Origin of the sequence: Vibrio profundum (genome assembly GCF_050337555.1) — a bacterium.
Lineage (GTDB): Bacteria > Pseudomonadota > Gammaproteobacteria > Enterobacterales > Vibrionaceae > Vibrio > Vibrio profundum.
In genome coordinates this window covers 284,958-311,109 of sequence record NZ_JAKJTA010000004.1, presented here as the reverse complement: position 1 = coordinate 311,109, position 26,152 = coordinate 284,958, and the positions used below count along the sequence as shown (strand labels likewise).

The 26,152-nt window shown below is 43.9% G+C and carries 19 protein-coding genes; 12 read left to right on the top strand and 7 right to left on the bottom strand.

All coding sequences use genetic code 11. The features are described from left to right. Positions 1–239: 239 nt before the first annotated feature. The 4 genes from L4C34_RS03995 to L4C34_RS03980 are packed head-to-tail and all read left to right on the top strand — an operon-like array spanning position 240 to position 5,808. Positions 240–2,018, top strand: coding sequence for an extracellular solute-binding protein (locus L4C34_RS03995; RefSeq protein ID WP_428788137.1), 1,779 nt, complete (start codon positions 240–242; stop codon positions 2,016–2,018). Between the two features lie 7 nt (positions 2,019–2,025). Beyond that, a complete protein-coding gene (locus L4C34_RS03990) occupies positions 2,026–3,111 on the top strand; it encodes a microcin C ABC transporter permease YejB (protein ID WP_428788053.1) in 1,086 nt (361 codons plus the stop codon). 2 nt (positions 3,112–3,113) lie between these two features. After that, positions 3,114–4,151 carry an ABC transporter permease gene (locus L4C34_RS03985; protein ID WP_428788052.1) on the top strand — a complete coding sequence of 346 codons (1,038 nt, stop codon included), beginning with the start codon at positions 3,114–3,116 and terminating at the stop codon, positions 4,149–4,151. 19 nt (positions 4,152–4,170) lie between these two features. Further along, complete coding sequence (locus L4C34_RS03980; protein ID WP_428788051.1) at positions 4,171–5,808, top strand: ABC transporter ATP-binding protein; 1,638 nt, start codon at positions 4,171–4,173, stop codon at positions 5,806–5,808. A gap of 69 nt (positions 5,809–5,877) precedes the next feature. On the opposite strand, the gene L4C34_RS03975 is transcribed toward L4C34_RS03980, so the two are convergent. Continuing rightward, positions 5,878–6,270 carry a PPC domain-containing DNA-binding protein gene (locus L4C34_RS03975; protein WP_428788136.1) on the bottom strand — a complete coding sequence of 131 codons (393 nt, stop codon included), beginning with the start codon at positions 6,268–6,270 and terminating at the stop codon, positions 5,878–5,880. A gap of 238 nt (positions 6,271–6,508) precedes the next feature. Between L4C34_RS03975 and L4C34_RS03970 the strand changes: the two genes are divergently transcribed. Further along, a complete protein-coding gene (locus L4C34_RS03970; RefSeq protein ID WP_428788050.1) occupies positions 6,509–8,152 on the top strand; it encodes a response regulator in 1,644 nt (547 codons plus the stop codon). A 65-nt stretch (positions 8,153–8,217) separates the two neighbouring features. Here L4C34_RS03970 and cueR read toward each other — a convergent pair whose 3' ends face one another. After that, a complete protein-coding gene (gene cueR / locus L4C34_RS03965) occupies positions 8,218–8,604 on the bottom strand; it encodes a Cu(I)-responsive transcriptional regulator (protein WP_428788049.1) in 387 nt (128 codons plus the stop codon). A 234-nt stretch (positions 8,605–8,838) separates the two neighbouring features. On the opposite strand from cueR, the gene L4C34_RS03960 reads away from it, so the two are divergent. Beyond that, the gene (locus L4C34_RS03960) at positions 8,839–9,723 is read left to right on the top strand and encodes a DUF2167 domain-containing protein (protein WP_428788048.1); all 885 of its coding nucleotides are present in this window, start codon (positions 8,839–8,841) and stop codon (positions 9,721–9,723) included. A gap of 90 nt (positions 9,724–9,813) precedes the next feature. Here the strand turns inward: L4C34_RS03960 and L4C34_RS03955 are convergent, their stop codons facing one another. After that, entirely contained in the window at positions 9,814–11,364 is a 1,551-nt protein-coding gene (locus tag L4C34_RS03955) for a DHA2 family efflux MFS transporter permease subunit (protein ID WP_428788047.1), read from the bottom strand. A gap of 3 nt (positions 11,365–11,367) precedes the next feature. Further along, entirely contained in the window at positions 11,368–12,462 is a 1,095-nt protein-coding gene (locus L4C34_RS03950; RefSeq protein ID WP_428788046.1) for an HlyD family secretion protein, read from the bottom strand. Positions 12,463–12,587: 125 nt separating this feature from the next. On the opposite strand from L4C34_RS03950, the gene L4C34_RS03945 reads away from it, so the two are divergent. Then, positions 12,588–13,487 (top strand): LysR family transcriptional regulator, encoded by a 900-nt coding sequence (locus L4C34_RS03945; RefSeq protein ID WP_428788135.1) that lies wholly within the window; start codon positions 12,588–12,590, stop codon positions 13,485–13,487. 79 nt (positions 13,488–13,566) lie between these two features. On the opposite strand, the gene gad is transcribed toward L4C34_RS03945, so the two are convergent. Then, positions 13,567–14,961 carry a glutamate decarboxylase gene (gene gad, locus L4C34_RS03940; RefSeq protein WP_428788045.1) on the bottom strand — a complete coding sequence of 465 codons (1,395 nt, stop codon included), beginning with the start codon at positions 14,959–14,961 and terminating at the stop codon, positions 13,567–13,569. A 410-nt stretch (positions 14,962–15,371) separates the two neighbouring features. On the opposite strand from gad, the gene L4C34_RS03935 reads away from it, so the two are divergent. Next, positions 15,372–16,913: a DUF3369 domain-containing protein gene (locus L4C34_RS03935; protein ID WP_428788044.1), complete on the top strand. Its 1,542-nt coding sequence runs from the start codon at positions 15,372–15,374 to the stop codon at positions 16,911–16,913. 255 nt (positions 16,914–17,168) lie between these two features. Here the strand turns inward: L4C34_RS03935 and L4C34_RS03930 are convergent, their stop codons facing one another. Both L4C34_RS03930 and L4C34_RS03925 read right to left on the bottom strand, forming a co-directional pair. Further along, positions 17,169–19,058, bottom strand: coding sequence for a sensor histidine kinase (locus tag L4C34_RS03930; protein ID WP_428788134.1), 1,890 nt, complete (start codon positions 19,056–19,058; stop codon positions 17,169–17,171). Between the two features lie 409 nt (positions 19,059–19,467). Beyond that, a complete protein-coding gene (locus tag L4C34_RS03925; protein WP_428788043.1) occupies positions 19,468–20,673 on the bottom strand; it encodes an aromatic amino acid transport family protein in 1,206 nt (401 codons plus the stop codon). 603 nt (positions 20,674–21,276) lie between these two features. Here L4C34_RS03925 and L4C34_RS03920 point away from each other — a divergent pair. The 4 genes from L4C34_RS03920 to L4C34_RS03905 all read left to right on the top strand — a co-directional run bounded on the left by L4C34_RS03920 (position 21,277) and on the right by L4C34_RS03905 (position 26,151). After that, positions 21,277–21,861, top strand: a complete 585-nt coding sequence (locus tag L4C34_RS03920) for an acyl carrier protein phosphodiesterase (RefSeq protein ID WP_428788042.1) — start codon at positions 21,277–21,279, stop codon at positions 21,859–21,861. A 37-nt stretch (positions 21,862–21,898) separates the two neighbouring features. Continuing rightward, positions 21,899–23,164: a DEAD/DEAH box helicase gene (locus L4C34_RS03915; RefSeq protein WP_428788041.1), complete on the top strand. Its 1,266-nt coding sequence runs from the start codon at positions 21,899–21,901 to the stop codon at positions 23,162–23,164. A 1,024-nt stretch (positions 23,165–24,188) separates the two neighbouring features. Further along, entirely contained in the window at positions 24,189–24,929 is a 741-nt protein-coding gene (locus L4C34_RS03910; RefSeq protein WP_428788040.1) for an SDR family oxidoreductase, read from the top strand. A gap of 13 nt (positions 24,930–24,942) precedes the next feature. Continuing rightward, positions 24,943–26,151, top strand: coding sequence for an acetyl-CoA C-acetyltransferase (locus L4C34_RS03905; RefSeq protein ID WP_428788133.1), 1,209 nt, complete (start codon positions 24,943–24,945; stop codon positions 26,149–26,151). The last annotated feature ends 1 nt before the right edge of the window (position 26,152 follow it).

Here is a 26,152-nt window from a genome sequence, read left to right as displayed (position 1 = left end):
CTGGGCAGTCTTTTGTTTTGAATTAGTGTCCAATTTTATCGTAAATTTTTACTCGCGCCGTTTTACCTTCAGTTAGCAAAATTCACTTGAACCTAGTCGGGAAAAGTGAGCCTCCTCTTATTGCCATAAATTGATCTATACATCTTAGTGTTTGTTGCTTATACCAAAAGTTATTGAGAGCCTGAAATAGAAAGGAGTCTATAATGGGATCGCTCAAACAATGGGTTGTTGCTTTTGGTATGGCTAGCGTTAGCGCTGGCATTCATGCAGAAATTATCGAGACAACCCGTTTGGCTGGTTTTGGACAGCCTAAATACCCCGAAAACTTTCAACACTTTGAATATGTGAACGCGAAGGCTCCCAAATATGGTCAAGTGACTTTCGGCCAGATTGGTACTTACGATAACTTTAATCGTTACGCGTCAAGAGGGGTATCAGCAGCGGCAACTGGCGAGCTGTATGATGCGTTAATGTTCGGCCCAAGTGATGAAATAGATTCTCATTATCCTCTGATTGCAGAGAAAGTCCGCTATTCGGATGACTTTATGTGGATGGAAGTGGATCTTAACGCTAACGCAAAGTTTCACGATGGGAAGCCAATCACAGCGCATGATGTCGCGTTTACTTTTGATAAATTTATGACGGAGGGGGTGCCTCAGTTTCGCGTTTATTATAAGGACATCAAGTCAGTAAAAGCGCTTAATGAGCGTACTGTACGAGTGGAAATGGCGCACGCCAATCGAGAGAAGCTGTTTAGCTTTGTTCAATCCATTCCCATTTTGCCGCAGCACTTTTGGCAAGATAAAAACTTCTCACAGCCACTCGATACACCTCCAGTAGGGAGCTCTGCATACAAAATAATTGATTATAAACCGGGGCAGAGCGTCACTTATGCATTGGCCGACGATTATTGGGCAAAAGAGCTGCCAGTGAATATTGGGCGCAACAATTTTCAGCAAATTCGCTATGATTATTATCGAGATGAAACCGTGCTGCTTGAAGCGTTCAAGGCCGGCGAGTTCGATATCCGGCAAGAAAGTTCTGCTAAATTCTGGGCGAGTTCTTATACAGGTAGCAACTTTGATAGAGGCTACATCGTTAAAGAAGAGATCCCTCATCAGAAGCCTGTTGCCACGCAAGGTTTTGTGTTTAATACGCAGCGGCCTGTATTTCGTGATCCTAAAGTACGAGAAGCATTGAATTATGCGTTCGACTTTGAGTGGATGAACAAAAACATGTTCTATAACTCTTACCTCAGAACGCGCAGTTATTTTGAAAATTCAGCCTACGAGGCTAATGGCTTACCGTCTCAAGGAGAGCTGGATATTTTACTGCCCAATAAAAGCAACATCCCTGAAAGGGTGTTTACTCAGTCTTATCAGCCTCCCCAAACAGATGGTTCAGGGCGTATCCGAAGCCAAATGCGAACGGCATTTAAATTGCTCAAAGATGCAGGCTGGGTGTTAAAAGATGGCGTTATGATGAATGCCCAAAGCGAACCCTTTGAGTTCGAGTTACTTGTTTATAGCCCAACGACAGAGCGATATGCGATTCCCCTGCAAAAGAATTTAAAGCGGTTAGGGGTTCATATGAAGATCAGAACGATTGACACCACCCAGTACACCAAGCGCTTACGAGACCGCGATTTTGATATGGTGTCTTCGTCATATCCTGCGATGAATTATCCGAGTCCGGATTTGATGATTGTGTGGAATTCAGAATATATTGATTCTACCTACAACAAAGCTGGAGTCATGGATCCAGTGGTGGACGAACTGACGTTAGCCATTGCTAGAAATCAACAAGATCCGAATAAACTGAAAATGCTAGGGCGGGCATTAGATCGAGTGCTTCAATGGGGCTTCTATATGATTCCTCAGTGGTATATCAATAACTATCGCGTGGCAAGTTGGGATAAGTTTGAGCGACCTAAAGTCATGCCTATCTACGACCTAGGTTTGGATACTTGGTGGGTGTCAAAGCAAAAGGCGAGTAAGCTCCCTGAGCAACGTCAATAGAGGGTCTATGGCTGCGTATATAGTAAGGCGATTACTGCTGGTGGTGCCGACGCTTTGGGCCATTATCACCATTAACTTCTTTATTATTCAGGTTGCCCCCGGAGGGCCAGTTGAGCAAGCTATTGCACAGCTTGAGGGGCGAAATTCTGGGATTATGGAACGTTTCTCAGGCGGTGGCTCTGAGGTGGATATGCCTGCGGTGAAGGACAAGGCAACGGGTTACCGAGGGTCACGAGGCTTAGATCCCGAAGTCGTTGCTGAAATCAAAAAGCAGTTTGGATTTGATAAACCTATTCTTGAACGTTATTGGGATATGTTGAAGAATTACGCCACTTTTCATTTTGGAGAAAGTTTGTTTAAAGGTGGCAACGTGATTGATCTTATCGTCGATCGTTTGCCTGTTTCGATTTCTCTTGGTTTGTGGAGTACGCTAATCATTTATTTGATTTCTATTCCACTGGGAGTGTTGAAGGCTATTCACCATGGATCTCGGTTTGATATATGGTCCAGCGCCGTGGTGATTGTTGGCTATGCCATTCCTGGTTTCTTATTTGCTATCATACTGATTATTTTCTTTGCCAGCGGGAATTACTTCAACTGGTTCCCTTTACGTGGGCTGGTGTCGAGTAATTTTGACCAGCTCACTTGGTATCAACAGGTAGGCGATTATTTTTGGCACTTGGCGTTACCGACGTTGGCAATGGTGATTGGCGGTTTTGCTACTTTAAGCATGCTGACCAAAAATTCATTTCTTGACGAAATAAACAAACAATATGTAGTGACAGCAAGAGCTAAGGGTTTGGACGAGAACAGTATTTTATATAAGCACGTATTTCGCAATGCGATGCTTATTATCATTGCAGGTTTCCCTAGCGCATTCATTAGTATTTTTTTTACGGGTTCGATGCTGATTGAAGTGATGTTTTCTCTCGAAGGCATTGGTCTGTTGGGCTTTGAATCTACGATTCAAAGGGATTATCCGGTAGTCTTTAGCTCCTTGTATATCATGACTTTACTGGGTTTAGTGCTCAGTATTATTTCAGATCTCGCTTATACGTGGGTTGACCCGCGCATAGATTTTGAGGCGCGCTGACTATGTTATTGGCAAGCAAGAAGTCTAACCCTCTAAATGCTCAACGCTGGCAGCGATTTCGAGCGAACAAGCGAGGCTGGTGGTCTTTATGGTTATTTTCAATCCTGTTTATCGCAAGTTTATTCGCTGAGTTTATCGCCAATGATAAACCACTGTTGGTGGAATATAATCAGCAATGGTATTTTCCAATTTTTCATCATTATCCAGAAACTGAATTTGGCGGTGAGTTTGCGACAGAAGCGGACTATACCGACCCTTATGTGATGGACTTGATTGAAGAGCAAGGGTTTATCATCTGGCCATTAATTCGATTTAGTTACCATACGATAAACTTGAATATCATCGGTGCGGTTCCATCCCCTCCAGATTCAGTTAACTGGCTAGGTACTGATGATAAAGGGCGTGATGTGTTGGCTCGGATTATCTATGGCTTTCGAATATCGGTGTTGTTTGGTTTTGTCCTCACGCTTATTTCCAGTGTGATTGGGGTGGTCGTAGGCTCGACACAAGGCTACTACGGCGGTTGGTTCGATTTGCTTGGCCAGCGTTTTATCGAAGTCTGGTCTGGAATGCCGACCTTATTTCTGCTGATTATCTTATCCAGTTTTGTTGAGCCTAACTTTTGGTGGTTGCTCGGGATAATGGTGCTGTTTAGTTGGATGAGCTTGGTTGGCATTGTGCGAGCTGAATTTTTACGTTGTCGTAATTTCGACTATGTGCGCGCAGCTCAAGCGATGGGGGTTGGCGACCAACGCATAATTTTGCGCCACATGCTGCCCAATGCCATGGTGGCTTCTTTGACTATGATGCCGTTTATTCTTTCTGGATCTGTCACGACGTTAACGTCACTCGATTTTTTAGGTTTTGGATTACCGGCTGGCTCACCTTCTCTCGGGGAGTTACTCGCCCAAGGCAAAGCCAACCTGCAAGCGCCATGGCTTGGACTTTCCGCTTTTATTGTATTGTCACTGATGCTGACACTGTTGGTATTTATCGGCGAGGCAGTTCGCGATGCCTTCGATCCCCATCATAGTAAGTGAACTGGATAGGAAGGGTGTTTTGGAACGAAACGAACTAACTCAACAACGATTACCAGAAAATGAACTTAGCGAAAAAATATTGACGGTAGAGCGGCTTTCTGTTGGTTTTGGCTGCTCCGATGACATTAATCAGGTTGCTGATGAAGTGAGCTTTTCGCTCGGTAAAGGTGAAACATTAGCTCTAGTAGGTGAAAGCGGCTCGGGTAAATCAGTGACGGCAAACTCTATCCTAAAATTGCTGCCTAAGGTTTCGTCCCATTATTTAAACGGGCGTATTCTTTTTGCTGGTGAAGATATGCTGCGCTGCTCAGAAAGGCGACTGCGTGGGATACGGGGTGGGCGTATTGGAATGATTTTCCAAGAGCCAATGGTGTCACTGAACCCGCTGCATCGCATCGGCAGACAAATGGTAGAGACATTAGCCGTTCATCGAGGCATGCGACAAAAGGCGGCGGAAAAATACGCCGCGGGTTGGTTAGAAAAGGTGGGGATTAGGAATCCGGCACAAAAAATATCGGCGTACCCTCATGAGTTGTCGGGTGGTGAGCGGCAAAGAGTAATGATCGCCATGGCTTTGATCAATGACCCTGAGGTTTTGATAGCGGATGAACCAACCACGGCGTTAGATGTGTCGGTGCAAGCTCAAATCCTAGATTTGTTAAAGGATTTACAGCAAGATCTTGGTATGGCCATGTTATTTATAACGCATGATTTGAGCATAGTTAGAAAAATTGCTTCTCGAGTTGCTGTGATGAAAAATGGCCAGCTGGTCGAAACTGGCACATGTAAACAAGTTTTTGAAAGCCCTTCTCATCCGTATACACGCATGCTGATTAATTCAGATCCCAAAGGTTCACCAGTCGAAGTTGAAAGTGACTCAGAATCATTATTAGAGGTCGACGCGTTAAAAGTTTGGTTCCCGATTACTGGAGGCATTTTTAAGCGAACAGTTGAGCATGTGAAAGCGGTAACGGATATGTCTTTTACATTAAAGCGAGGTCATTCGATGGGGTTGGTAGGGGAAAGTGGCTCTGGTAAATCGACGACTGGAATGGCGATCTTAAAACTGATTCATTCTGAGGGGAAAATCCAGTATTGCGGCAATGAACTACAAGGCTTAAGCCGAAAAAGCATGCTACCTTATCGCAGTAAAATGCAGGTTGTTTTTCAAGATCCGTTTTCTGCTTTGAACCCACGGATGTCAGTGGCTCAAGTCATTGGCGAAGGCTTATTGGTTCATTTTGCGCTTGACGAGAAGGGTATTGATCAAAAAATCTGCTTGGTTATGAAAGAAGTAGGTCTGGATCCTGATACAAGGTACCGCTTTCCAAATGAATTTTCTGGTGGACAGAGACAAAGGATTGCGATCGCAAGGGCTTTAGTACTCAAACCAGAGTTTATTTTGCTTGATGAGCCCACTTCTTCGCTAGATCGCACCGTGCAATTGCAGGTGCTTGAACTATTGAAAGAGCTGCAACGTAAATATAGCCTTACCTATTTGTTTATTAGTCATGACTTAAATGTGGTCAAGTCTTTGTGCCATTACACGATTGTAATGAAACAAGGGAAGATAGTTGAACACGGTGAAACCAAGGCGCTATTTTCCGAACCTAAACAAGCTTATACAAAAGAGTTGGTCAGCTTGTCTAGCTTATAGTAGTTTCGAACGTTTATTAATGGTCGACGTGGAAACCTAGACCAATTCAGATTTTACTGGATATCCGTTTTAGCCTACGACCAGCTCGGAGTATCCGGTAGTAGTATCCATTTGTCGTTGAAAAGACAGACTTTCATAGCTGTGAATAATGAGCTCAGCCGTGGTGTCAATAATGGTCCCTTCCAATAAATGTCCGCCAAACACAGCGCCCGTTTCATCGGCCACAGATAAATGGATGTGTTGGTGATTGGGAGTCAGGGTCCCCATAACAGAGACAATTTCCACCGGTGCTTGAATACAGCGCGTTTTTGTTGCGCCGGCTAGCCTTACGTTGGTTTGAGAGAGGCACCCCACACAAGAGGCGATGCTACCGGCTTGTATGTTGTATGCTGTGACTAATTGCTGGATTTGTTGTTTTAAGTCTGCGCCTCGAGTAAGGCGGACAGCGATGGGAGTGATCATGAAGTTATTGTTCATCTTAAATGGTCAGTGCCGCAATAGTACGGTCTCTTTGTACACAATCCAAGCGATATATGTACTTGTTGGAAGAGATTGAATTTATGTGAAAAATATCACTTCTGACCGCGATTGAGGTGGGAAAGTGCGGTAAATAACACGACTTTATGTGTTTTTAGTTTCTAAAGTACGCTCGTTTTTGTACCATAGCGTCCCTTTGACGTCTTAACTCACCGATATTTCCATGCCAGGTTCTCTCTACAATGTCAGTCACGCTCACGTAGTGATCGCAGAAAATTCGCCCGTTGTGGCGGCAAATTTAAAAGTCCTCTTGAGAGAGTTAGGCTTTAGCGATCGGTTGGTTGTGGTGGTTAAAGATTATAAATTACTGCTGGCTGAATTTAGAAAGCGCCCCGTTGACTTATTTGTATGTGATTACCAATTTGGTAAAGGCATCAACGGTGGACATATCTTGGAAGATTTACGATTGCGCAAGCTCTTACCCAAGGCGTGCGCAGTGATGATGCTGACCAACGATATTGATGGCGATATTCTTCGCGTTTTCCATGATACTCAAGTGGATGACTATCTGACGAAACCATATTCATTGTATGGAATGAAGCGAAAAGTGCGACGTCTTTGTTATGCGAAGCTCTTGGTGTCGCAGCTGCATTCTATCGATGAGAGTCTAGGGTCTGAACACATATCCCAAATGTTCGCAAAATTTCACGAAGAGCACCCTAAGCTACGGGTGGAATCAGATAAGCTCGAAGGGCTGGTTTACTTGTCTATGGGCGATGAAAAGCGTGCCTTTACTCATTTCACTAACTGTGCGAAGCAATACAAGGCAACGTGGGCATGGTTAGGCGTCGCTGACTGTTTGATTAAACTTGGCTACTTTGAGCGCGCCGAGCAATATCTGCAAGCTTGGGCTGAGAAGACAGATGCGGCCAAAACTAGAATACTAGATAGGCTTGCCCACTTACACCTGCTGAGAGACAACTATCAAGGAGCTGTACAAGATTTGTCTCATGCTGAGCAACTGGCGCCCGGAAGCCAGCGTCGCTTGTTTGCTATGAGCTTAATTAATGAGGCTTTTGAACAGCCAGAGCGAGCCCTATCTGATTTCCATCAGTTTGCTAAGCATGCTGTGAGAGTGAGATTTGACCGCTTAAACCTTCATATTCAGATTATGCGACTGAAGTTAAAAGTGCTGACTCGCACAGATAGCGACAAATTGGCCAGTATCAGCCGTAATGCGGGCTTGTTGTCTCGAAAAATTTCCCAACAAAGCCAGCGCTTGCCGCTTGCCTTGGTGAGTGCCCATATTGCTCTGATTCAAGATGACCATAAAACAGCATCGTTATATCTTGATTCACTCATGCAAAATCACACTCAGCTGGCAAGCCATTATTTGTACTATTTACTGTATTTGCTGTCACTTGCCAATCTCCATGAAGGCTTTAAGCAAATTATGGCGTATCGTGATGAACTTGAGATTAGTTATGTGTCACCTATAGTGGAACAATCCGAGCGAGTACGACTCCGGTTTTTAAGTAATGTTGAGGTAGATAAGCGAGAGACGTTACATAAAACGTTGGCGGTGATTCAAAAAAGCAAAACTGACAACATGGATAAGGCGCACACTGAAGCGATTAAACTCGTCAATACTCGCCCGCACTGTGGTCCATCTGCGTTGGCACTGCTCGAGTTGTTTAATCATCAGTTGCCTGAACACTTGTCCCGATACGAAATCAAACGGTTGGTCATTCATTGCGAAGAGGCAGTGAGATTTTCGATAAGTTTGGACGAGGGTGATAAATACAGTGCTCGCTCCTATGTGAGAGGTGCGAAGAAGCATTTCAATAGTCTGCTGAAAACCGTGTGATGGCGAGATATATCCAGTACTTTGCGGCGACAGGATAACAAGTATACTGAATTATTTACTGGGGCTTATTTGGTCAAATCATCAATAATAGGGCAGTCACTATTCTCGTCACCTGGGCAGGCATCTACCCAACTACTTAGTTGCTCTCGAATCTCTCGCAGTTGCTGCAGTTTTAAATCGATTTCCGCAAGCTTTACTTGTGCCCGCTGTCTTACTTCACTACTTTGTCTCGTTGGGTTGCTAGCCAGTTGAACAAACTCGCGGCATTCGCCTAGTGAGAAACCCGCAGATTTGGCGCGTGATACAAGGTTCAATTGTTGGATATGATGGTCTGTGTACTCTCTGTAGCCAGCGTCAGAGCGATTTGGTGGGTCGATAATTCCCTTTTCCTCATAAAGACGAATGGATTTACTTGATAACCCTGTTACTTTGGAGACAGAACCTATATTCATTTTTCCCTCCTGATTATCTTCAGAGTTCGTGGGCATTTGTCGATACTTTGCTCACCGACCGCAGGCATCTATCTAGTCGATAATACGCAATCGATTTATTAAACAATATTGATTGCTCAATGGGTTGGCGTAAGTATAATCCACCGCTTCTCGCGGCCCTAGCCATATTTATTATATACACTAATCGGCAGGCCGAAAACGGATAGACCTTTCTCAGTTTGACTAGGACATATAATGTTTAGATATTTATTGGCCATTTGGTTCATTTTTTTACCTTTGGCTAGCTACGCTGCGCCAACCCCTCCTCCTTCTAACCCTCAAGAATATCAAAAGTGGGCGGAGAACATTCTGCATTCTCTGCACCCAAGAACCGGCAAGGTTGAATTAAAAGGGGCTCCAGTTACTCTGGATGTACCGAAAAATTTTATTTATTTAGATCCTAAGGATGCGGAAACCGTTTTGGTTGATGTATGGGGCAACCCGCCGGGATCTCCGACTTTAGGGATGCTGTTCCCAGCGGATATAACACCGTTTGATTCTGATAGCTGGGCTGTGACCATTCGTTATCAAGCTGATGGTCACGTGTCAGATAGTGATGCTAAAGATATCAACTACGATGACATGCTTAAGACAATGAAAGACGATGTGAGCCAAGAAAGTGAACAGCGTAAGAAACAAGGCTATAGCGCAATTGAATTAGTGGGTTGGGCCGAAGCTCCTCACTACGATGAGAAAAAACACAAATTATACTGGGCTAAGGACTTCCACTTTGGCGACGCTCAACAAGATACTTTGAACTACAACATCCGAGTTTTGGGGCGCAAAGGGGTGTTAGTACTCAATTTTATCGCCAGCATGGAACAAACAAAAGATGTTGAAGCACAGTTTAATACCGTATTGGATATGGCGAGCTTTAACTCTGGTTCCCGATACAGCGATTTTAACCCAAGTATGGATAAAGTGGCGGCTTATGGCCTAGGTGCTTTGATTGCTGGCAAAGTTGCGGCGAAAGCAGGGTTTTTCGCCGCAGCCTTGATTCTATTAAAGAAAGTGTGGGTTGTCCTTGCTGTTGTCGTTGGCGGTTTCTTCAGGCGCCTATTAGGCAAAAAGAAAAAGTAATATCTATGAAAAAGGCCTCTATCTGAGGCCTTTATTTTGAATCCCTTCTGCGACATCCGTTCTCGAATGCATCAGTTTTTTATATAAGCATTAGTTTTTCATGCAAAGAGTGACGGCGGCGGCTAGGACGAGTAATCCGGACATAATAACGAAAACATCGTTGTAAGCCATGATAGAGGCATTGAGATGCATGATGTTGAACAGATCTGCTTTGGCCTGCATCATCGCTGTTTCAGCAGAGCTACCCGCTTGCATAAAGAAAGCCTGTAGTTGATGTAATCTATCCCAACCAGAAGTGCTGGTTGAAGAGACTGTCGACTCAATCCGTTGTAAATGTAAGGTGGTTTTGTTCTGCAGCAACGTAGCGATAACCGCTATCCCAATTGCTCCGCCAAGGTTACGAGCGACGTTAGTTAGTGATGAAGCGTCACGGGCTTCATGTGGGCGAATATTACCCATCGCAAGCAATGAAATAGGCACAATGATAAATGGTTGTCCCATCGCACGTAATACCATAGCAACAATTAACTGTTGCCCTGCATAGTCTGCGGTCATGTGGGTATTTACATAACAACTGATGGCAAACAAAGTAAAGCCAAACGCCACTAAATAAGTAGATTTCACATACTTGGTGATCTTCGGAATCAGCGGGAAGATCAAAAGCTGCGGAAAGCCCATCCACATTAGCACTTCACCAATCTGCATTGAGTTATAATGTTGGATTTGGGTTAAATACATAGGGATCATGTAGATAGAACCATACATCGCCATACCCAAGATCAGATAGTTGATGCAAGAGGCGGTAAATTGCGGGTCTTTAAACAGTCGCAGATTGATTAAAGGATTTTTGTTCCGCAGCTCAAAAATGACGAAATAGATCATACTGACAGCAGAAATTACGCTGAGAGTAAGGATAAAGCTAGAGCTAAACCATTGATCGTCATTACCTTGCTCAAGAACGACTTCTAAACACCCAAGACCCACAGCCATAGTTATGATGCCGACCCAATCTGCCGACTTTAGAACATCAAAGTCAATTGGCTTTTTATCCAAGCCGTAGTTGATCATAAAGATAGACGCGATGGCTGGTGGAATATTGATATAGAAGATGTAGTGCCAAGAAAGAACTTGAGTCAACCAACCGCCAAGTGTTGGGCCAATTGATGGAGCAAAAGTAGCCGTTATACCAAACAGCGCCATACCTAACGCACGTTTTTTCAGCGGCAATAGTTGCGTGATCAGGGTGAATGCCAGCGGGATGAGCGCACCACCACTGAATCCTTGCATTGCACGGAAGACAATCATCGAGTTTAGGTTCCAAGATAGCGAACATAAAAACGATGAAATTGAAAAGATAGCTGTTGTCCATGCTAAGTAGCGGCGCTCACCTAGACCTTTTGCTAACCAACCACTGAGTGGGATGGCAATCATCTCGGCAACTAAGTAAGAAGTTGATATCCAAGAACTTTGATCAAGTGTCGCGGCTAACGCGCCTTGGATCTCACTCAATGATGAGTTAGTGATCTGGATATCTAAGATGGCAATAAAAGCACCGATCAAGCCGCCGAACAGCGCGATCCATTGGCGAAGAGTGACGGTGTCACTCGGCGCGGGTGTGGTAGTTGGGGCAACAGCGTCCATCAATTAGCCTCGAGTATTTACGGTAGCGACTACAGATAGACCTGGAATCAGATGGCCTTTTAACTTACCTGGTTGTGGAATCGTGATTTTAACCGGTACGCGTTGCACTATCTTAGTGAAGTTGCCGGTTGCATTGTCTGCTGGCAGCAAGGCAAACTCAGAACCTGTGCCGGGTGCGAAGCTATCGACGACACCTTGCAACGGTTGATCAGGATAAGCGTCTAATACGACTTCTACAGACTGGCCTGCATGCATGTGGTCGAGCTGGGTTTCTTTAAAGTTTGCAACAAGCCAGATATTGTTAGTCGGCACTAGGCTAAGAAGAGGTGTACCAGCTTGAACGAGCATGCCAACTTGTAGGCTTCGATTACCCACGACGCCTGCAACAGGAGCGTAGACCTGAGTATCATTGAGGTTAAGTTGAGCTTGAGTTACTTCGGCTTGCGCTTCTAAGACCGTTGCTTCTGCCTGACTGATTTGGCTGTCTAGAACCGCTAATTCGTCGACTTCAGCTCGGTAGCTCGCTTTGGCTTCATTGACAGCAGCCAACGTCACTTTCTCTTGAGAGATATCAGAATCTAATTCATTTTGCGATGCGTACTTGCGCGTGATCAGGCTGCGTACACGGCGCACTTCTTGAGTGGCAAGATTATATTGAGCTTGCGCGGAATGAATTTGGCTTTCAGCTTGCTTAATTTTGCTGTCTTGTAGATGCTTTTGGGCAACCAGATTATTAACGCTAGATCGGGTTTCAGCTAGGTTGGCTTTCGCCTTGTTTAGCGAGGCAACGTAGTCTTTGTCATCGATTTTAGCGAGAAGTTGACCTGCTTTAACATGCTCATTGTCTTTGACGTAAGACTTGACGATGTAGCCGGATACTTTTGGGCTGATCGTGGTGATGTTGCCATGTAAATACGCGTTGTCAGTAGATTGAAAGTACTGACCATAGCTAAACCAATAGATAGCAGCAGCAATACCTAGTATGGCAATAATCACGGTGGCGATGAGTGGAGCTTTGTTACGACTCGGTTTACTGTCGGATTGCGCTAAATCTTCACTGACTGGGTTCTGATTTGCTTGGGGAGTTGGGTTCGCCATAAGGTCTCTGCATCATTCGTTTCTGGAGTGCACAAATTGTAAATGAATTTGATTAGATGATAAGATAGGAAAAAAAGAAACACTGTTGCAAAAATATGGCTAATAAACAAAGAAAACTGTCCCACATGGATCTGAACGCGGTCGTCATATTCACCTATGTCGTTAATTTTGAAAGCTTTACGCATGCAGCAGAAGCTCTCGACATGACAAAATCAACGGTGAGTCGAAAGATCGATGAGTTAGAGCGCTATCTAGGAGTCAGGTTACTCACTCGCTCAACCCGCAGTCTAATACTTACCCCAGAAGGTCACCAGCTTTATCAGTCGGCTGTTCATATGATGGAGATCATGGAGCAGTCTGAACTGGAAATCTCTGCAAACCAAGATTTGATTCGTGGTCAGCTCAATGTGGTGATGCCTGTTGAGATTGGCCATTTATTTGCGGGGCGGTTTGTTAATGATTTCTTAAAACTGCACCCTCACGTTAATGTTGACTTGGAGCTGACCAATCGAGAAGTCGATATTATCGGTGAAGGTATTGACCTTTATTTTCAAGTTGGGGTGATGGACGATTCCACTCTGATTTCTAGACCGATCACTCAATCGAAGCGGGCATTGGTCGCGAGTCCAAGCTATTTGGAAGAAAATGGCCACATTGGTTGCCTTGACGACCTAGTACCTCCTCACAAAAAGATAAAAACGGTCACTAAGGCTGTGAAACCCATACCTTGGCAATTTTCTATGAATGGTTCTGTCGTGAAGACTGTGGATCTTCCTCATCAATTACAGGCCAATACGATTACTTCAGCGCTGCAAGGGTGCTTAGATGGCCTAGGCATTGCGATGCTCCCAGAGTTTATGTGCTTTGAAAATATAGATTCTGGGCACTTAATCCGCTTGCTGCCAGAGTATCAGATGCCGATTATTCCAGTGAGCTTAGTCTATACGAACCGTAAGTTGATCCCGAAACGTCTAAAAGCTTTGGTCGATTTTTTGTTAGCGAAAGCGCAAGGGTGGGGCATATAAAAACGCCGCCTGATACGGCTTGTTTTTCCGTATCGTGCGGCGATTTTCGTTAATTGACGGGCAGCAGCGCTAAACCTCGTTAACCATGGTTAAACCCAGCAGAGTCACCTTCCCCACTTCCATGAGCAATAGGGTGTCGCTCGAAGAAATCGACGCACCGTTTTAAGTCAGCAATCAATATGTCGCTTTGATCTCGGCTGAACCCATGTCGAACCAAAATTCGCATAATTACTAGGTCTTCGCGATCGGCTGGCATTGAATAAGCGGCGATTTGCCATCCTCGGGAACGTATACGATCCGATAAGTCGTAAAGATTGAACCCTGCATCGACGTCTGGCTTCATGCACCAGCTCAGTCCAGGGATACCGTTGTCTCCATCATAAATGATATCGAACATGCCCATGTTCTCGATTTCTTTAGCTAAGTATCGAGCGATGTCGTAGCAAGCAGAATGAATTTTACGGTAGCCTTCACGTCCTAGGCGTAAGAAGTTGTAATATTGCGCGACAACCTGTCCTCCTGGGCGAGAAAAATTGAGCGCGAAGGTTGGCATATTGCCGCCAAGGTAATTGACGTCAAAAATCAGATCTTTGTGTAGTGACGCTTTGTCTCGCCAAAGTACCCAGCCGACGCCGAGTGGGGCTAGCCCAAACTTATGACCAGATGCGTTGATTGACTTCACTCTCGGCAGACGAAAATCCCACTCTAAATCTGGTTGGCAGAAAGGCGCAATAAAACCACCGCTCGCGGCATCAATGTGCATAGGTATATCTAGACCAGTGCGTTGCTCCAGTTCATCTAAGGCTTGATGGACGGCCTTAACGGGTTCATATTGACAGGTAAAAGTCACACCTAGCGTCGGCACTACGCCAATCGTATTTTCATCGCACCGTTTAATGACTTCTTCTGGCGTCATAATGAGCCTGTCACCTTGCATTGGAATTTCTCTAAGCTCAATATCCCAATAACGAGCAAATTTATGCCAACACACTTGAACTGGACCACAGATTAAATTGGGCTTGTCAGTAGGCTTTCCTGCCCGACGCATTTTTTCACGCCATGCCCATTTTAAAGCCATCCCACCTAACATTGCCGCTTCGCTCGAGCCTGTTGTTGAACAGCCCATAGGGTTGTCTGCTTCGGGGGAATGCCACAAATCCGCTAACATGTGAACACAGCGAGATTCAATTTCAGCCGTCTGGGGATATTCATCTTTGTCCACCATGTTAACGTCGACAGCTTCGTCCATTAGCTTATGTACTTCGTCTTCAAGCCATGTCTGGCAAAAGGTGGCGAGGTTTTGTCGTGAGTTACCATCCATCATAAGTTCATCGTGGATGACTTGATAAGCATGGTTTGCTAGTTGCTCGCTTTCAGGAATTCGGTATTTGGGTAATACAACGGATAAGTCTTTAGATGAATAGACATCATCAAATAGGTTGTCTCGTACTGTTTCTTTGTCATGCAGTGCCATAAGTGGCTCTCCTTAGTAAAGATGGTCAACAGAATAGGGGGGCTCGATTAAACCTTTGAATTAACGAATCTTATACTATTCCTATCTCGGAGGGCGTCAAGTCAGCGATGTGAAATTTTACACTGTAAAATTTGATTTCATTGGTAGACAAACTTTCGAGTACTTAGAGAAAAGGGGGAATTGTGGAATTCACCCTCATATTTTTTTTCGGTGTGATATGCGGTGATATTTACGCGAGGGTGTACGCTACAATTTGAAGAACAATCGGTGGTTGTTAAATCTAACAGAAGTAAAAGGCGATGGAGGGCAACTTTTAACCTAAACGTGCCAGTTTTATTTATCTATGAGTCGTTTAGTGTGCTAAACCTTTTAGTAAGGATCTCATTCTACCAGACCGCCTAGGAGGCCTAATGGACTTATTTGCCGACCACAGAGAGGCAAACCAGAGCCGCAGTGCCAGTCAACCTCATGAGAAGTCAGAACAGCCGTGGAAAGTGCTGATTGTTGACGATGATGAGCAAGTCCATCAAGTTACTCGACTCGCACTGGGTGGATTTCAGTTCCAAGGGCGTAAGTTAAAGTTATTGTGTGCACTATCGGGGCAAGAAGCACGTAAGATTATTTGTGAACACGATGATATCGCGCTGGCTTTAGTTGATGTAGTTATGGAGACGGAGCATGCTGGGCTGGATTTAATTAAGTATATTCGAGAAGAGCTGAACGATCATCGGGTCCGTTTGGTTCTTCGTACCGGCCAAGCAGGACAAGCGCCTGAAGATATGGTCATTCAGAATTATGAAATTGATGACTACAAAGAAAAAACAGAACTGACGGTTCAAAAACTAAAAACTTTGCTTTATTCAATGCTTCGAGCATACAGAGATCTCTGTATGATTGAGGATCAGAAGCAAGGACTTAGTCAGGTTATCAAAGCCTCTGCTTACGTTCAGAATTCTGTTTCCTTACAAAATTATGCCAGCAGTGTATTGAGCCAAGTGAATGCGCTTGGAATCTCTGCATCTGCATTTTACGGAGTCGTTAAGCCACGGCCTGAAGGAGAAGAAAGCCGAGCCCTGACTCTCTCGGCGACCGGTGGTTATGTCAACTTTTATCCCAAATGCTCATATGAAATGTTGCCCGATTTGGTCTCAAAACGATGCCAAGAAGTATTGGCGAGCAAAGAAAATAATAATTACGGCGATGCGTATGTCTTGTTTATGAGTGACGAGTGGGGGCTGGACAATGTTTTGTATTTAAGTATCGAGAAACCAGTGACAGAGTTGCAAACTCAACTACTAGAAATATATATGCACAACATCGCACTAACCTTTGAAAACTTGAATCTCATAATTGATGCTAAGGAAACATCTCGAGAACTGGTCTATAACTTGGCAAATGCGGTTGAAGCTCGTAGCAAAGAGACTGGAGCGCATGTTGAGCGAGTATCTCTTTATAGCGAAAGACTCGCGGAGCTTTATGGTTTACCAGAAGCGGAAGTGAATTTAATTAAATCGGCCTCACCACTACATGATGTTGGGAAGGTAGCAATTCCCGACAGTATATTGCATAAACCTGGCAAGCTAACGGCGGAAGAGTGGACCTTTATGCAAAAGCACGTAGAGTTTGGGGTTGAAATCCTTAGTAAATCTAAGCGTAAACTCATTTTGGTTGGTAAAGAAATCGCGGGCTCACACCACGAGAAGTGGGATGGTACTGGTTATCCAGATAAACTCTCGGGCAAGGATATTCCAATATCAGGTCGGGTTACGGCACTTGCGGATGTGTTTGATGCCCTTGGTTCCATACGCTGCTATAAGGAGGCGTGGCCAGATGATGAGATTATGCAGGAAATCGTGGCACAAAAAGGCAAACATTTCGAACCTGAGTTAGTTGATTTGATAGTGGAACACTGGGATGAGTTTATTGCTATACGTGATTCAATGCCTGACTAGGGATAATCCACTATTTTAAGGTTGCGTATCGCAACCTTGCACCCAAAGTGAGCGTAACAGCGTCGATTTCGTTACGCTGTTTGCTTGCAATCCAAATTGCTCATAATCCAAACTTTCTAAAAGTATAACCTGTGCCTGCCTGCTTCGCTCCAATACCGTTAATGCTCCGATACTGTTAATGAAAGCATCCTTTCTGATTTCGTTGAATGAATTTAAAGGCTCGGCAAAATAATATAGAGAAGTTGTCTTGCAGGACTATTCTTCTGGAATGTTATTCATATCCAGTTCTTTCGGCAGAGTTATCGTAAAGTGAACGCCTTTCCCCGCTTCAGATTCAAACGCAAGTTGGCCACCTAACTTCTGGCTGACTAGGTTGAAGACTAAATTCAGGCCCAACCCCGATCCACCTTTACCTCTTTTACTGGTAAAAAAGGGTTCAAATATTTTTTGATGTAAAGAGGAGTTGATGCCCGCGCCATTGTCTCGGTATTCAAGAATAACGTTATTGTTTTCACAATGAAAATCTATGGCTATTTGGGCAGGTTCTGTTTGCTCTTCGAAAGCATGAATGACGCTGTTGAGAACGAGGTTAGTGATAATTTGTGTGACGACACCCGGTAAGCTATTCATTATTAGCGATTCCTCGCCAGTGATTTCAGGAGTCACGGGTACATGTCTTGTTTCTGGGTGTAAACTGGCGATCAGGGCCTCAAGAACATGCTTAAGGTTGAATTCGCTACGGGCTTCTGAGACTTGGTCTACAGCTGTTTGTTTGAAATCGCGCACCAACTTGGCTGCGCGGCTCAAGTTATGTTCTAGCATGGTGACGCCTTCATTGAGTGTCTCCATCATGTCTTCGAATTGAGCAGTAGTTAATGTTTTGGATTCGAAAGCATTATTGAGATCGTTGACGGCATCTTTTACTACAGAGGTTGCAGTAACCGAGATCCCAAGAGGTGTATTAACTTCATGGGCAACACCTGCTACGAGCCCACCGAGTGCCGCGAGTTTCTCAGATTCGATGAGTTGGTCTTGCGCTGATTGTAGTTGTCCTTTACTTTGCTTGAGATCCAGTGTCCGTACAGCCACGGTGCGTTCTAAGTTTTGGTTGAGCTCTTCTAGTTGGAGCTGAGTCAGCTTCAATTCGGTAATATCTATCGTTGTTCCACGAAATCCAATGAACTTATCGTCGATGTGTTGAGGCTTGCCTTGGAATAAGAAATAGTGACGAACACCATTAATTTCTAAGGTTTCTTCACACATGGAGAAATGGTTGCGTCTTGCGAGTGCTTGCATGAGAGAGTGTGCTTGAGCAAGGATTGGCACCGAGCGAATATGTGGGCTGTGTTCGGGATCGATTTGTAAAGCTCCAGCCATTGATTCGGAGCAATAGATGAAATGGTTTCGTTCATTGGTTTCCCATAACCAGTCAGAAGAGACCTCAGTAAAATCCGATAAGCGGCTTTTTTCGTATTTTATTCCGTCATATAGGTTGGTGACATTCTGAGTGATTTCATTGGTTTTATCAGCGAGCCAGTACAACTCGTCATACTTCTCAGTGATCAGCTTGGGATGGCTAAGCTTGAGAGGAGCTCCCGGTTTTGCAGGATTATAGCGTCCAAGAAATTTGGCGATGGCAGAGATGCGTTGATTTATACTGATATTAAAAATGACTAAAATGAGATAGCAGACGAGCGCCGTTTTTACCGTATTTAGCCCTAAAGTCACCATGAACTGTTGGACTAAATAGGCGTAAATTTCTTGAGTATTGGTTTCAATGTAAAGAGTGCCAATGCTCTCATTGCTTTCATTATCGGCATTGAAATAAATGAGCGGATAGGTATCAGCAACGTAATCAAGCTTGGCGCGTGTACCTGCTTTAAACTCGTAACTGCCCGAGTTAATTTGCAGATAGTCGACGGAAGGCAGATTAACCAGCCCATCTAGTCGCTCTTGCAGTAATACGAGGTCAAAGTTCCAGAGCGAAGACGCTAAAGAAGAAGCATGGATACTTTCTATTTCTTCATGACGTTGACCAACACTATTAAACTTCTGCTCGTAGTCCCAGTAGAGTTGTACCAGTGTTGTTAATAAAGTGATTGCGCCACTCAGTAAGATCATAATTAACACGATCCGACGGCCCATTTTTCCTTCGACCGTACTCTGGGTAGCCGTCGGATTAGGCACTGTGGCATTTTGTCCAAAGTGTTCACCGCTTTCTGACACGGGCTTATTGGCTTTTTCCGGTTCGTGAGCCTGACTCATAGTTTACCGATCACTTTAATCATTTGATTAGTATAGCTGTAAGTCGGGTAGTCGGGGGGAAGTCGTAGGCTAATAACCTGAGGAATAAAAGTTTTAGTGCGGAAAACCTATTCTAACCTCATTTGAGAGTGGAGGTATTGATAGTAATGTATGTAAAGGGCCCAGTCAGCGTCCTAAAATATTGGCTGATTGGCTGATTGGCTGATTGGCTGACTCACCATGCGCTATAGCTTGCCGTTTCTCATGGTGAGTCGAAGGGGCGCTACTCCGCCCCTTACAAAAGAGTCGTTTATCCTAATGAAGGAAGTTCTCCAAAGGCAATCAGTATCTGTACGCCCACAATCAACACACCAAACATCGCCGTAAAACTTAGCATCGCTTTACCACCACGCACTCGGTATTGTCCGACAGCTTGTTTCGATTGACGTACTTTATAGACCATTGCAGTCGGTAAGAAAATCGCCAAAATCGCCAATGCAATCGCCGCGTAACCAAGAGCCATCATGAAGCCTTTAGGGTAGAAAAGAGCGAAACATAGCGGTGGTAAAAATGTGATCACTGAAGCAACCGTTCGGTTGGAGCAGCCTTTTTTATCTTTTAGCGCATCCCCTAAGTATTCAAACAAACCAAGACTTACACCGAGGAAAGAGGTGAGGAGAGCGAGATCGGCAAAGATACTAACCGCTTGCCCAAGGCTCGAATGATGAACCGTTTTCGCAAGTGCAGCAATGAGAGATCCTAGACCTGAATTCGCTGCGAGCTCACTTTGATTGATAACGCCAAGAGTGACAACCTGCCAACAGATATAGACGATAAGCGGGATGGATGACCCAAAAATAATCGCTTTTTTTATCGAACGAGTGTCACCGTCCAAGTAATTCACAATCGCTGGAATACTGCCATGAAAGCCAAATGATGTAAAAATAACTGGAATAGCTGCGACGACTAAACCTTGCTGTAAAGGCATACTCAATAGATAAGGTTCAGATATGTTGGGAGCGAGAAATGTCAGTACGATTGCCATCGTCACCACTTTAATTAGGAACAGGATGCGATTGACCTTATCGACTGTGCTGGTGCCGATAGTCACGACGAGGGCAACGACTAAGGTGAATAAAATGGTTGCGGTAGAATGGCTGATGTCTAGATTCAACCATTGATGTAATCTATCCCCAAACTGCGCTCCGCCCCCGGCGATATACGCTGCGCACAGGGAGTAGAATAAAAATAACACGGAGAAACTTGCGATCCATTTCCCTTTATTACCTAGGATTTGAGTTGCGAGCGTGTGCAGCGTTGCCGAGCTGTCAGCGTATTGATGAAGTTCAAGCATTAATAATGCAGTAAAAGACATCAATGCCCACAAGGATACGATGATCGCAATAGAAGTCGAGAACCCCATTCCAGCCGAGGCAAGGGGTAGTGCGAGCATACCGGCACCAATTGTGGTACCTGCGATAATAAGGGTGCTGCCAAATACTTTTGATTTTTCCATGTGTATAATAACTTTTACATTTGTGGGTGGTAGACAGCTAGTAAAGGTGATCTAGGACACCAAATAGCGTATTAGTCGGAGATTTTGCAGAAAAACGCAGTAAAACACAAGAGGTTCGTACTATTTTTTAAACATGCATGTAAATTTAAGTTTACACTCCGTTTTGAGTTTGGATTTGTCAAGCTCCCGAGCTTGATGTTGCAATATTGTTAACAGCGTTCGGTGTGTTATACCAGTGAATACGAGTCAAATAGCGAATAATGAGAAATGAAGCATAATTATGAGCGAAAGCTGTTGTAGTCGGAGGTAAAAATACGATAAAACGTTAAATTCTGCGCTCTACTGTGTCATATACGATGGACGCAAGTCGTGCGTCACCCCCATGGAGGTAACAATGGGCGAACAAAAACAAAATGAGTTTCATCTAGAATTACTTGATGCAATGGAAATCGGCTTGGATCTGTCTCACTACGAATATCTTATAGAATCTTTTTCAGACGAAGAAGATTAAAAGGCTTTAAGAAGACGAAGACTAAAAGCTAGGGGGAATTGAGTCACAAGGTCTACACTTATCCCTATCTTTACTAACCCTCTGTTTAAAACGTGAACTACCTAGCCCATCTACATATCGCTGATTACTGTGGTTCAAGTTTGCTTGGCAATTTACTTGGCGACTTTATTAAAGGCGATCCGAGTAAACAGTTTGAAGATGAATCACTTATAGAAGGTATTAAATTACATCGATTTGTTGACTCTCATACCGACACCCATCCATACGTAAAGCAAGCTAAGCGTTTTTTCCCTCCAGAACTGACCCGTTTTTCATTGATCGCATTAGATGTTTACTGGGACTACTGCCTAGTCAATAAGTGGCCTGATTATCATAGCGAATCACTGCATGAATTTTGCCAGCGAGCGCAAGTAAAAACGTTGCCAAGCTCCCACGAGAACTTGCCGAGTCGATACCGACAAGTCGTAAGTAAAATGTGGGAAGAACAATGGATTGAAAGTTATCGTCATCTTGAACAGTTAGAGTCTGTTTTATCGCGGATCGCTTCCCGCCGAGAAAAATTGTCACCCTTAAAAGACTGTTATATGTGGCTTGAATCTCATGACAAAAAGCTTCAACAAGTCTTTGATGAATTTTATCCCGATATATTGCAAGCAGCGAAAGCGTCGCTAATTTGATACAATCTGGCACTGATTTTGTTGTTTAGAATGAACTATGTCTCAGTGTTTTAAAAAATTAGGGTTGGTGGACGACCTTACAGATTTACTTAGTGAGCTTGGCTACCGCTCTCCGACGGAGATCCAGAACCAAGCCATTCCCTATGTTTTAAATGGTAATGATGTATTAGCTGGTGCGCAAACGGGTACCGGAAAAACGGCCGCGTATGGTCTGCCGATGATTCAGATGCTGCACAGCCAGCCTAAGGCTTCTGAAATCTCTTCCGCAGCGAGAGGGCTAGTGTTGGTTCCAACGCGAGAGTTAGCGAAGCAAGTATTCGATAATCTAATTCAATACGCGCAATTTTCGTCGCTAAAAATTGTCGCGGTGTATGGTGGTACCAGTATCAGTCAACAAACGAGATTGCTAAAGCAAGGCGTTGATATCGTTGTTGCGACGCCGGGGCGGTTACTGGATCACGTTTTTTGTAAGCATGTCAGGCTTGATTATTTAGAAACACTCGTACTCGACGAAGCCGACCGGATGTTGGATATGGGGTTCAAGCCTGATATTCAACGGATTTTAAAGCGAACTCCCGACAAGAGGCAAACTTTGCTCTTTTCTGCAACGTTTTCGTCAGCAGTGAAAACATTGGCCCATTCTATCACAGTCGAACCTAAAGAGATTCAAGTGACGCCAGAGAATACTGTGGTGCAAACAATTGAAGAAGTGGTTTACCCTGTTGATAGGCATCGCAAAAGGGAGCTGATTTCGTATTTGATTGGCTCGGGAAATTGGCAGCAAGTTTTGATTTTTGTGAAAACTAAACAGGGAGCGGACCTGCTTGCGAAGGAGCTAAAGCTCGACGGAATTAAGTCTAGCTCGATTCATGGAGATAAAAGCCAAGGTGCTAGGCAAAAAGCACTGGATGATTTCAAAGATCGGAGTGTGAGGGCGCTAGTCGCCACCGATGTGGCAGCACGTGGCATCGATATTAATCAACTGGAGTATGTGGTTAATTTTGATATGCCATATCAGGCCGAAGATTACATTCATCGCATCGGTCGTTCTGGGCGAGCAGGACATGCAGGACATGCCGTTTCTTTAATGAGCAAGCATGAGGAGTACATTCTTGCTCAGGTAGAAAAGTTATTAAATCGTCGCTTGCCTCAAGTCTGGTTGCCTGGTTATGAGCCCGGCGAAGAGAGGGTTGATGAAGAGGCCCCAAGTAGCCGAAGAAAGAGTCGTTCTACTGAAAAGAAAATGATGAAAAAGCAATTCAACATCCATGCTGGCCGCGGGAAGAAAAAGCCTACTCGCTAATAACGTTAAAGTGCTGTTTCAGAAACCGAAGCAGCACTCAGTCACTCACTGAGATTTGAAGCCTCGTGACTTTACGTAGGCGTTGATATCAGAAGAGTGACTCTGAACCGGCTGAACTGCCACATACTCCTTTTCCTCTACTGTTCCTTCAAGCACCCACTAATCTTGTTCTTGTATGATAACTCTACTTAACGTTGGCAAGTAAAGATCCTAGAAGTTGAATTATATTATTAGAATACTTAATAATAACTGAGTCGTTTCAAAAAACATTCGATATACATTATCTATTGATAGAAATAACGACTAAATATAGATTAAGTGATAAAAACAATAATAATGTATTCCCCATGGGAAATATTATGTCTGTTTCAATGTTAAGAAAGTATATTATCTAATTTCTGGTTGATTAATCACCTTTTTGGTGATCTAACAACCACAACTCATGTTGGCCGTTCTAGCATCATATAAGTTCACTTTTCACTCTCTTGTAAATAAAACCCTACCCATTACCAGATCAACTGTCACTTTAATGAGCTGGTGCGCTTATAACCTCCTGATTTTGTTGGGTGTTCATGGTAAGGTTGATTTTAGCTGTGTTGCTAGTAACTTCACGGAAATAATACATTACCTTCACTTATAGAAATCTTTTGGAAATCTATTTTATATCTATGTAATTTTATTTCAGTGATATTTAACTGTTAAAAATCAACATGTTATATGATTACGGCTAAACCTTTTATTTTTTAAATTCATAAAAATCAAAGACTTATTGTAGTTAACATTACCATAACATTTCAGCGTTTATGAGATCTTGCTCAATTTTATCGAGGTTTTTTAAAATAACATTTGAAATGTAATAGGGATTGTTTAGTTTATACAACCAGAAAAGAGCTTGGAAATAAAAACCAAGAACAAAGAAATTTATTGTTAGTTGGTGTTCCTGGGAATAGAGAACACCATTCAACAAGGGTGAATAATAAAATTATCGCTTTTGTTTTTTCAGCTGTTATATGGAGTCTCTCAAATGAAAAAAGTCGCTTTGATTACTGGATCGAAAGGTGGAATTGGTTCTGCTATCTCTTCTCAACTCGTTAACGATGGCTTCCGCGTCATCGCAACTTACTCTACGGGCAAGCATGAGTCAGCGGCTGAATGGTTTGCTGAGAAAGGCTTCAAAGAAGACCAAGTACGTCTATTTGAATTGGACGTTACTAACGCAGAAGAATGTGCTGAGCGTCTATGTACTCTCGTTCAAGAAGAAGGAACGATTGACGTACTAGTAAACAACGCAGGTATTACTCGTGACGGTCAATTCAAAAAAATGACAGCACAAGCATGGCGCGATGTAATCGACACGAACCTAAACAGCCTATTCAACGTTACTCAGCCTCTATTTGGTGCAATGTGTGAAAAAGGCAACGGTCGTATCATCAACATTTCTTCAGTGAATGGTCAGAAAGGACAATTTGGTCAAACTAACTACTCAGCTGCAAAAGCGGGCATGATTGGTTTCTCTAAAGCTCTTGCTTTTGAAGGTGCTAAGAGCGGCGTAACAGTTAATGTTGTTGCTCCAGGTTACACAGGCACTCCAATGGTTGAGCAAATGAAACCAGAAGTACTTGAAGCAATTAAGAGCCAAATCCCAATGAAGCGTCTCGCTACACCGCAAGAGATCGCTGAGTCAGTTAGCTTCCTAGCAAGCGATGCTGGTGCTTATATCACAGGTTCTACGCTGTCCGTTAACGGCGGCTTACACATGCACTAATGAGAGAAAAATGATGGAAAAAGTATTTGTTGTAGCTGCAAAACGTACACCACTTGGTTCATTTGGTGGCAGCCTAAAAGGTATCTCTGCGGGTAAACTAGCTTCTGTTGCGATTAAAGGCGCACTGGAATCATCAAATGTTTCACCTGAGTGCATCGACGAAGTTATCGTTGGTAACGTTATCAGTGCTGGTCAAGGCATGGGTGTTGGTCGTCAAGCGTCTATCTTCGCAGGTATTCCTGAATCAGTACCGGCATACAGCCTGAACATGGTTTGTGGCAGTGGCATGAAGTCTGTTATGGACGCTGTATCTCACATCCGTAGCGGTGACGCACAAGTTGTTGTTGCAGCTGGCGTTGAAGTGATGTCTCAAATTCCGTTTACTGCCCCAGCGACGATTCGTGACGGTCATAGAATGGGTAACATGAACCTTGTTGATTTGCTTGTTGCAGACGGTCTAACAGACGTTTACAACGGCTACCACATGGGTGTAACAGCTGAAAACATTGCGAAAGAAGTGTCTCTAACTCGTGCAGAGCAAGATGCATTCGCACTGAGCAGCCAACAAAAAGCGGTTGCAGCAATTGAAGCAGGCAAGTTCAAAGATGAAATTGTTCCTGTTGAAGTTAAGCAGCGTCGTGAGACTGTTATTTTTGATACCGATGAGTATCCAAAAACTAACGCTACATTAGAAGGCCTAGCGAAACTACGCCCTGCATTTGACCGCGAAGGTACAGTAACAGCAGGCAACGCATCTGGCATCAATGATGGCGCAAGTGCACTGATTCTGGCTTCAGAGTCAGCAGTAAAAGAACACAACCTAACACCAGTTGCTGAAATTATCAGCCAAGCACAAACTGGTTTGGATCCAAAAGTAATGGGTCTAGGTCCTGTAGATTCAGTGACAAACGCACTGAAAAAAGCAGAATTGTCTATCGAAGATATGGATCTTTATGAGCTAAACGAAGCATTTGCGGCGCAAGCTCTAGGAGTAGTTCACAAATTGGCTGAAGAGCACAACGTGTCTACTTCTTCTATATTGGACAAGGCAAACGTGAATGGCGGCGCTATCGCTCTAGGTCACCCTCTGGGTGCATCTGGTAACCGTATTTTGGTTACGCTTATTCACGAATTAACTAAGCAAAACGGCAACTATGGCGTCGCTTCACTTTGTGTCGGCGGCGGTATGGGAACAGCTGTTGTTGTTAAAGCTATTAAATAAT